This window comes from Parapedobacter sp., assembly GCF_035556095.1.
In the GTDB taxonomy this organism is placed as follows: domain Bacteria; phylum Bacteroidota; class Bacteroidia; order Sphingobacteriales; family Sphingobacteriaceae; genus Parapedobacter.
This window is the reverse complement of record NZ_DATMFT010000007.1, coordinates 125,734-134,911: the sequence shown is the minus strand read 5'-3', so window position 1 is coordinate 134,911 and position 9,178 is coordinate 125,734. Positions and strand designations below refer to the sequence as shown.

The 9,178-nt window shown below is 49.4% G+C and carries 6 protein-coding genes and 1 pseudogene; 6 read left to right on the top strand and 1 reads right to left on the bottom strand.

Features of this window, described 5'->3' with window-relative positions:
* Positions 1 to 492, top strand: a pseudogene (locus tag VNQ80_RS04195) (hypothetical protein); the annotation flags it as partial.
* 58 nt (positions 493 to 550) lie between these two features.
* Here VNQ80_RS04195 and VNQ80_RS04190 read toward each other — a convergent pair.
* A complete protein-coding gene (locus VNQ80_RS04190; RefSeq protein WP_325636201.1) occupies positions 551 to 2,332 on the bottom strand; it encodes an ABC transporter ATP-binding protein in 1,782 nt (593 codons plus the stop codon).
* A gap of 114 nt (positions 2,333 to 2,446) precedes the next feature.
* On the opposite strand from VNQ80_RS04190, the gene VNQ80_RS04185 reads away from it, so the two are divergent.
* From VNQ80_RS04185 to VNQ80_RS04165, 5 genes are all read left to right on the top strand, one after another.
* Entirely contained in the window at positions 2,447 to 3,526 is a 1,080-nt protein-coding gene (locus tag VNQ80_RS04185; protein ID WP_325636200.1) for a Glu/Leu/Phe/Val dehydrogenase, read from the top strand.
* A gap of 49 nt (positions 3,527 to 3,575) precedes the next feature.
* Positions 3,576 to 4,523 carry a transcription antitermination factor NusB gene (nusB, locus tag VNQ80_RS04180; protein WP_325636199.1) on the top strand — a complete coding sequence of 316 codons (948 nt, stop codon included), beginning with the start codon at positions 3,576 to 3,578 and terminating at the stop codon, positions 4,521 to 4,523.
* A gap of 68 nt (positions 4,524 to 4,591) precedes the next feature.
* The gene (locus tag VNQ80_RS04175) at positions 4,592 to 5,062 is read left to right on the top strand and encodes a DUF1573 domain-containing protein (RefSeq protein WP_325636198.1); all 471 of its coding nucleotides are present in this window, start codon (positions 4,592 to 4,594) and stop codon (positions 5,060 to 5,062) included.
* Positions 5,063 to 5,185: 123 nt separating this feature from the next.
* Positions 5,186 to 5,512 (top strand): preprotein translocase subunit YajC, encoded by a 327-nt coding sequence (yajC, locus tag VNQ80_RS04170; RefSeq protein WP_325636202.1) that lies wholly within the window; start codon positions 5,186 to 5,188, stop codon positions 5,510 to 5,512.
* Between the two features lie 525 nt (positions 5,513 to 6,037).
* A complete protein-coding gene (locus VNQ80_RS04165) occupies positions 6,038 to 9,169 on the top strand; it encodes a TonB-dependent receptor (RefSeq protein WP_325636197.1) in 3,132 nt (1,043 codons plus the stop codon).
* Positions 9,170 to 9,178: the final 9 nt, after the last annotated feature.

Sequence of the window (9,178 nt, the reverse complement as noted above, 5' to 3'; positions counted from 1 at the left end):
ATCGATGGTAAGGTTGTATTCCGCAAGAAAGCCAACAACAAATCATTTGTTTCGGTATTGCCGTTTGAGGAGGAAACCGTGGCCGTAGCTAAACCGAAAGCTAACGCCCCAGCGAAGCCAGTAGCCAAGAAGGCGAAGCCGGCAAATGCTGAAGTGAAAGAAACACCTGTTGCAGCAGAAAACAAGGAAGCGGAAAAGAAGGAGAAAGCAGCACCTAGGAAGGCAGCGAAAGCCAAAGGGGATGACCTGACGATTATCGAAGGCGTTGGTCCGAAAATTGCCGAGGTACTGACTGCGGCTGGCTTAACTGATTTTGCCAGTGTAGCCGCTAAATCGGCCGAGGAGTTGAAGGCAACGTTAGCTGAAGCCGGTGATCAATTCAATACGGCTGTAACCGATACGTGGCCCGAGCAAGCGAAGCTCGCTGCCGATGGTAAGTTTGACGAGCTGAAGAAATGGCAAGACGAGCTTGACGGCGGTAAAGAAGCCTAAGAGTTAATCGATATAGGTTGAAGAAAACCACTAGTCGAATGCCGGCTGGTGGTTTTTTTTATACGGCTTCTTCCAGCAGTTGTTTTTCGTATAGCTCGTGGTAGCTGCCGCCCATCGCCAGTAATTCCTCATGGCCGCCCTGTTCAATTACCCGCCCTTGGTCCAGAACAAGGATATGGTCGGCATTTTTGATGGTAGACACACGGTGGGCAATGAAGATGGTACTTTTACCAGCCATGGCCACGCTGAGGTTGCGGAGGATTTCTTCTTCAGTTTTGGTGTCCACCGCCGATAAGCAGTCGTCGAAGATCAGTATCTGCGGCTTTTTGATGAGCGCGCGCGCGATGGAAACCCGTTGCTTCTGGCCGCCCGAAAGAGTGATACCCCGCTCGCCAATGGTGGTTTCGAAACCCTTTTCGAACGCCGCAATATTATGGTACACCGCAGCTTGCCGTGCGGCACTTTTCACCTCGTCGCTCTCGGCGGTATCGAGCCCAAAAGCAATGTTATTGGTAATGGTTTCTGAAAAAAGGAACACATCCTGTGGTACGAAGCCGATCTGGCTGCGATATGCTTGCAAGGGCAAATCCCGGATATCATGGCCGTCTACACGGATCGCTCCTGCCTCCACATCGTACATCCGCATGAGGAGGTTGGCCAGCGTGGACTTGCCGGACCCCGTCTTGCCGATGATGGCAAGCACTTCGCCCGGTTTTACTTCGAATGATACATCGTTGAGTGCTTGGATGCCGGTATCGGGATACGTGAAACTGATCCGCTCGAATTGGATGTGGCCGGCGGCATGGAAAGTTCCGGTTGCGTCCGATTGGATTTCGGGCTGCGTGCGGAGGAATTCATTGATGCGCTTCTGCGATGCCGCAGCCCGCTGGATGAGCGACGTTACCCACGCGAGCGCCATGGCCGGGAAGGTCAGCTGATTTACATAGATAACAAACTCGGCGATGTTCCCCGCGGTGATGGTGCCTTTGGCCACCTCTAGACCACCCACATAAACCGTGATAACGGTACTCAGCCCGATCAACAGCAGGATGAGTGGAAAAAAGATGGCTTCGGTTTTCACCAGTGCCAACGAGGTATCCCGATACGTATTGCTCTCGTCAGTGAAACGCTCCATCTTATCCGCTTCCCGGTTGTAGGTCTTTATTACCCGGATACCCGAAAAGGTTTCCTGCACGAACGATGAAAGCGTAGATAGCTGCCGTTGGATACGCTCACTACGCCGGTTGATGATTTTGTTGACTACCAACAGGATGGCTGAGAGTACGGGGATAGGCAATAGGGCATACAGCGCAAGCGTCGGGTTCACACTGATCATAGCAGCGATTACCATTACGGAAAGCACGACGGTGTTGATGGAATACATAATGGCTGGCCCAAGGTAGGAGCGCACCCGGTTTACGTCTTCTGTTACGCGGTTCATCAGATCGCCGGTATTGTTTCGACGATAGAAAGCCATATCCAGCTGTTGGTAATGGTTATATATCTCGTTCTTGAGATCATACTCGATGTGCCTGGACGTAAGGATGATGGTTTGGCGCATCAAGAAAAGGAAGATGCCGCGGATGAGCGCGAGGAGCAGCACCAGCGCCCCGAAGAGCAGCAGGCAATAGCCGAAAATCTCATAGACCAACTGCTGTCGCTCGAACCCGTCGAAGAGCCGGTATACACTAATGTTTTCCTTGACCAAGTCGAAGGCAATGCGGATTACCTGCGCGGGCAATACACCGAAATAATTGGATACGATAACGAAGATGACACCGGGGATCATCCGCCAGCGGTATTTGTAAAAGTACTTATTGAGGTGTGCGAGATCTTTCATATTGAATAGTTGACAAAAATACGAAATGTTTCGCGGGGTTGATTATATGCATAATTTTTTTGCTAAGTTTGCCCCGATATTGCAGATTACGTAACACGGCTTATCGTTGTTTTTATGTCCGTACCTACCAGAGATAATTCTTCCTTTAAGTTAATGGCACAATTCGGCCACCAGAAACTTGTTTTCTGCAATGATGAGGCCGTAGGGCTGCAGGCAGTTATTGCCATCCACGACACGACACTCGGCCCGGCGATCGGGGGCGTTAGAATGCTACCTTACCAGCATACGGACGAAGCCATCGACGACGTGTTGCGGCTGTCGAGGGGAATGACCTACAAAGCGGCGGTTGCTGGAGTGAACCTCGGTGGCGGAAATGCTGCGATAATCGGAGACCATCGCACACAGAAGAACGAAGCATTGCTCCGGCGGTTTGGACAGTTTGTTGAAGAACTGGGCGGCACCTTCATTGCGTCCCTCGATATTGGTACCACCCCCAGGGATATGGAGTTCATACGGATGGAAACCGAATGCGTCGCGGGCTTACCAAAATCACTTGGAGGAAGTGGCGATTCGGCACCATTTACTGCAAAGGGTGTATATTACGGTATAAAAGCTTCACTGAAAGAGCGTTATGGCAATGACAGCCTGGCAGGCCGGACCATCGCCGTGCAGGGTGCCGGGAATGTAGGTGAACAGTTAATTGCATTGCTGCGCGAGGAAAATGCCAAGGTATATGTGAGCGACATCGTGGAAGAGCGTATGGTGGAGGTGGCAAATAAGTACAAGGCTGTGCCAGTGGCAAACAATAACATCTATGAATTGGATGTGGATGTATATGCACCCTGTGCTTTGGGCGGAACGGTCAATAAAGAAACGATTGCCAAAATGAGGTGCCAGATTATTGCGGGATCTGCAAACAACCAACTGCGGAACGAAGCGGAGGATGCCCAGTTGCTGATGGAGAAAAATATTCTCTATGCACCCGATTACCTCATCAATGCGGGAGGATTGATCAGCTGTTATTCGGAGATTGCCGGTTACAACGCCTCGCGTACGGCCGCGCTCACTGAAACCATCTACGAAACCACGCGTTCCGTGTTGCGGAAATCGATGAATGAAAACATAGCCCCGCATGAGGCCGCAAATCAGCTTGCCGAAGCACGGATAGCTGATATGCGTAAAATTAAGCGATAAAATAAAACAAGATATCGGTATTTTTTATCGAATCGTTCTTTACATCAATATGTTAAACAGAAGGCACCTGCGGGTTAAAGTATTACAGACGCTGTATGCGTACCAACTATCGGAGGATAAGCGGGTCACCACGTTTGAGAAAGCGCTCCTAAAGAGTGTCGACCAAGTATATGAAATGTATATTTGGGCACTTAACCTCTTGGATGAGGTATCTGACTATGTGCGAATAGACGCGGACGAACGCGCCAATAAGTTCCTTCCCTCGGCGGCTGATCTATCACCCAATATGCGACTGTATACGAATACGTTCATTGAGCTCCTGAGGCACAATAGCCAGTACAGAGACCATGTGAAACGCTATAAGGTGTCTTGGAACTTCGACCCAGAGATTGTGCGCTCGGTGTTTATCCAGCTGAAAGATACGGAGGCATATGCTGCCTATCTGAACCAGGAAGATCGGTCGCTCACGGCCGAGAAGGAAATTATCAAATACATCTTCCGCAAAATTATCCTTAAAGCACCTTCGATTGAACAGGTTTTTGAGGAAAAATTTATCAATTGGCAGGTAGATAAAGAGGTGCTGCAGGCAATGGTTGCAAAAACACTCAAGAATTTCGCAAGCGAAGTGCCGGGGCAAAACGAATTGGCAGACTTGACACCCAATTGGGAAGACGATCGGCCATTCATCATCGATCTGTTTACCCATTCCATTCGTTACGCGGACGAATACCAGCAATTGATTGCTGCGAAAACCAAAAATTGGGAGTCCGACCGGATTGCACTGCTAGACAACCTGCTGATGCGCATGGCGATTTGTGAGTTACTTAATTTCCCGACCATCCCGGTGAAAGTAACCATCAATGAATACATTGAAATATCGAAAGTATTCAGTACGTCCCGAAGCAATACATTCATCAATGGCGTATTGGATAAGATACTGAATGAATTGCAGGTAGCGGGGCGGATACGGAAGTCGGGGAGAGGGCTTATGCAATAAGAACAAGTTGTACCATTCGCTGTTAACTAGAAGAGTATACGCATTCATCAACTATAAAATTGAGCATCATGAAATGGATCCCTTTATGTCTCGTAAGTATGGCGCTCCTCGCATCATGCAATAACGGCAAAAACCAAGGTGAGGAAACAGAGGCCGCCGATATACCCATGGAACAGGTCGGTAAGCAACCCGTAGGGCAAACAATTATCCCCGGTTCTGATTCGAGCGGGGCAGTGCTGGAAGTGGCCGAGGATGCCTATGATTTCGGTACGGTAAAAGAAGGTGAAAAAGTGACGCATGAATTCAATTTCACCAATACGGGTAACTCGCCGTTGATTATCTCGAACGTGCAGGCATCATGCGGTTGTACGACCCCCGAATATTCCAAAAATCCGATTGCTCCCGGCGAACAGGGTTTGGTAAAGGTGGTCTTCAACAGTGCCGGGCAAGTGGGTAAGCAACACAAAATGATAACCGTCACTTCGAACGCGGCAAGTAAACATACCCAATTGCACCTCCGGGGAGAGGTGGAGAAGTGAGCAGTTGACAGTTGATAATTGATAATGGGTGATTGGCAATAAGGCGTAAGCAAAAAGCAGTAGGCAAAAGGCAAAAAACACAAAGCAAAGAACAGAAAAACAAAAGCAAACAATAGACAAATGATTACATCAACAATTTTATTACAAGCCGGTGGTTCCGGCGGAGCAGGCGGAATCATGGGGTTCTTGCCAATGATCCTGATCATCGTGGTTTTTTATTTCTTTATGATCAGGCCGCAGATGAAAAAGGCCAAAGACCACAAGAAATATATCGAAGAACTCAAAGAAAACGATCGGGTAGTGACATCGGCCGGTATCCATGGGCGTATCGTTGAGGTGTCAGAAACCACTTTCTTGGTGGATGTCGGTGGGGGCGTGAAGATACGGTTCGACAAGTCGGCCATCGCGCTCGATGCCTCTAGGGCACAGAATGCTGCGCCAAAGGCTTAATTAACGTAAACCAACAAATAGAAGGGTGCCTTACCGGCCGCAAAAGCGGGCCGCGGTAAGGCACCCTTCGCTCGTTTTTGACCTCTTTAAATCTATGCTGCTTCCGCATAAAAATTGCGTTTTTACGCCGCTGCCGCCAAACTAAGAATGTAACTGATTTTTTACCACTTAACCGGATAAGTAATTGTACTGAGCTAGTGTTTTGATGCAGGATGGTGCAGGTTGCGTCAGTATGGTGCGGGTTGCCGCATAAATGTCGGCTGGTATCTTTGTGGTAGGAATAATTGAGGTTATACCCCTAAATAAGGAATTATAAGGTTAACTATTTACAGGTTGATATGCTGGCATACGGGAAAACGGGTACACAGTATACCATAGGGATACTTAACTGTTAGAGGTACTTAACTATCACCAACCGAAACCTCTTTGATGCAATTGAACTGGCGTCCGCCTGCTTGGTCAGTAGGTAGTTGCTGTAACTGAACATCCAATATGACTAAATTACTTATCCAATTCATGTGAACTATGTTGAAACGCTTTCGAAATTTTAAAGATTCGTGGCTCTTATCCGTTCTGGCTTTTGCCTTTATACTAGCACCGGTAGCGCTATCTGCGCAACAAGGGCTGAGTATAAATGGAAAGGTGAGCGATGAGCAAGGGCCACTTGCTGGTGTAACTGTCAGTGTTAAAAACAGGTCTGTCGCTGCATCTACCAATACGGAAGGTGCGTTTATGCTGACAGGCGTAAATGTGGGGGATACCTTGCTATTCCGCCTGGTGGGCTATGTAGACAAGGAGCTGCCCGTTCGCAACGCTTCGCCTGTTACTGTGGAGTTAGTGCCAGACAACGTTGGACTGGAAGAAGTTGTGGTGGTGGGTTACGGTACGCAGAAGAAAGTATCCGTAACAGCAGCTATTTCGACAATAGATACCAAAGAGTTGAAACAAAGCCCATCGGCCAATTTGTCCGCTGCGTTGGCAGGCCGCTTGCCCGGCTTGACTGCGCTGCAATCGTCAGGGCAACCCGGAGCCGATGCGGTGAACCTTTACCTTCGCGGTGTAGGTACACTGAATGATGCGTCGCCACTCATCCTGATCGATGGGGTGCCGCGCTCGGGTATCAGCAAGCTGGATCCCAATGAAGTGGAATCGGTTAGTATCTTGAAAGACGCCTCGGCCACGGCCGTATTCGGTGTGCGCGGTGCCAACGGTGTCATTCTGATTACGACACGCCGCGGCCAACCGGGTAAATCCGAACTCAGTGTATCGTTCGATCAAAGTATGCAGAAATTTCTGGTCAAGGCCGATCGCCTTCATTCCTGGGAATTTGCCGAGTTGCGTAACCAGGCTTTCTTGAATAGTAACCCCGATGCCACGGAAGACCAGATGCCATTCACGCAATATATGATCGATATGTATAGAAGCGGCGAAGACCGGGTGTTCTATCCCGACCGCGATGTGTTTCACGACTACTTCCGTGATTGGGCGCCCCAAACGCGGGCAAATGCCAACTTTAATGGGGGTGGCGAGCGGTTTACCTACTTCCTGAATGCCGGCTATATCGGCCAAGGCGGTAACTTCAAGACCGAACCGGAAAGCTTTCTGGGTTACGATCCGAGTTATAGCATGGATCGTTATAACTTCCGTGGCAACATCGATTACAGCATCGCCAAGAACCTAAAGGCCTCGCTCAACATTGCGACGTACTTGGAAAAAATGAACACGCCGCAAACCGAGGACCTGTTTGGCGGAAGTGTAGAAGGAATGGTGCAGAACATGATTGCCTATACGTGGGGTACACCACCTACAGACCCGGGGCCGGTAACGATGCCAGGCTACGGTGTGCCGGCAAACGAGGTGGTTGCCCAATCGGGCCAAGACCGGAATACGTTTGGTGAAATCAACCGCCGTGGTTATCGGCAAGAAACCACTAATATGCTCAACTCGTCTTTGACGTTGGATTGGGGGCTGGACTTCATTACCGAGGGGCTGTCTGCGAAAGGAATGATTGCCTTCGACAGCCAAGCCCGTACCATTCTTCAGGGAATACGTGCGATGGACACTTACGCGTTTAGTGTGGCGCGTAGCGCGAATGAAACCAGCGGATATAATTCTATCATTTCAAATGCTGATCGTGCTATCCGGCTAACGAAGGGAATGAACACCCGTTATTATGTCAATTACCAAGCCTCGTTGAACTATACCCGCTCGTTCGGCCGCCATCACGTTGGCGGGATGTTGTTGGGGCAACGCGACAACTGGGATGAGTATGCTGCCCAATTGCCTTATAATATCGTCGGTTTAGTGGCACGTGCCACCTACGACTATGACAATCGCTATTTGGCTGAATTCAATTTCGGCTATAACGGATCGGAACAGTTTGCCCCGAACAATCGCTTTGGCTCGTTTCCTGCATTTTCGGTAGGTTGGGTAGCCAGCAATGAAGCATTTCTGGCGGGAAACCCAGTGGTGACCAACTTGAAAATCAGAGCCTCTCACGGAATAACAGGCAACGATAAACTGGGCAATGACCGGTTCCTTTACCAGAGCTTTATCAACATAGGGGGCGGTATATTCCCAACCCTGGGCCGTGGGCAGAGCATCGTACAAGGCCGGATGGGTAACGAATTCATCCAATGGGAGAAATCGCGGAAGACCAACCTGGGGCTTGATATGGAATTCATCAATAGCCTTTCCCTGACGGTAGATTTATTTAAAGAGCATCGGGATAAAATCTTGATCAGTCGGCATACCATCCCCGCATTACAGGGGGTACCGCTGGGCAACATCCCGAAAGTCAATATCGGCGTAGTGGATAACAAAGGTCTTGAATCGGAATTAACCTACCGGAAAAATGTGAGTCAGGACCTTTCATTCCTCGTAAAAGGTAATTTCGCATACAACAAAAACGTTGTGGTGTACGCTGATGAAGTCCAGTATGCCGACGATTATGCGTATCGGCTTAGAAGTACCGGATTCAGCATCGGTCAGCAATTTGGCTATAAAATCGATTACAGCAATGGAAACGGTTACATCAATACCCCAGAAGAGTTGGCTAATTTGCCCGACTACCAAATGGGCGGTACGCCCCGGCTGGGCGACTTCATGTACGTGGATGTTACCGGCGACGGTATCGTGAATGACCGCGATATGGTGCCTATCGGATACCCGAATATCCCCCGGGTTACTTACGGCCTTGCGGGTTCGGTGACCTATAAGAGCTTCGACGTTTCATTTCTGTTCACCGGTGTTGGTCAGAGCCACAACTACCGGAATGACTGGGGTGTCACGGAAGTCGGTTTGGTTGGATTCTTCAGTGGGTGGCATCGGCAGGCATGGACGCCCGAGCGCTATGCCAACGGCGAGGCCATTCGTTACCCTGCTTTGGCGATGGGCAAAGGCGTGAGCCAGGTCCGAAACAATGTGTTTATCATGGATCGCTCGTTTTTCCGTCTGAAGAACGCTGAAATCGGTTACACGTTGCCGACCAAGTGGCTCGACCCGATTCGTATGCAGCACGTTAGGGTGTACGCGAATGGCAATAACCTCCTAACATTCAAGAAAATGCCTATAGATACGGTCGATCCGGAGCAGACTGATGCCCTGGTGTATCCATTGACGATGATGATTAACTTTGGTGTTAACGTCACTTTTTAACCACTAAAC

Bases quoted from the DNA above. Each gene is read 5' to 3' on its own strand.
- VNQ80_RS04190 (WP_325636201.1), bottom strand. From the start codon at position 2,332: ATGAAAGATCTCGCACACCTCAATAAGTACTTTTACAAATACCGCTGG.
- VNQ80_RS04185 (WP_325636200.1), top strand. From the start codon at position 2,447: ATGTCCGTACCTACCAGAGATAATTCTTCCTTTAAGTTAATGGCACAA.
- nusB (WP_325636199.1), top strand. From the start codon at position 3,576: ATGTTAAACAGAAGGCACCTGCGGGTTAAAGTATTACAGACGCTGTAT.
- VNQ80_RS04175 (WP_325636198.1), top strand. From the start codon at position 4,592: ATGAAATGGATCCCTTTATGTCTCGTAAGTATGGCGCTCCTCGCATCA.
- VNQ80_RS04165 (WP_325636197.1), top strand. From the start codon at position 6,038: ATGTTGAAACGCTTTCGAAATTTTAAAGATTCGTGGCTCTTATCCGTT.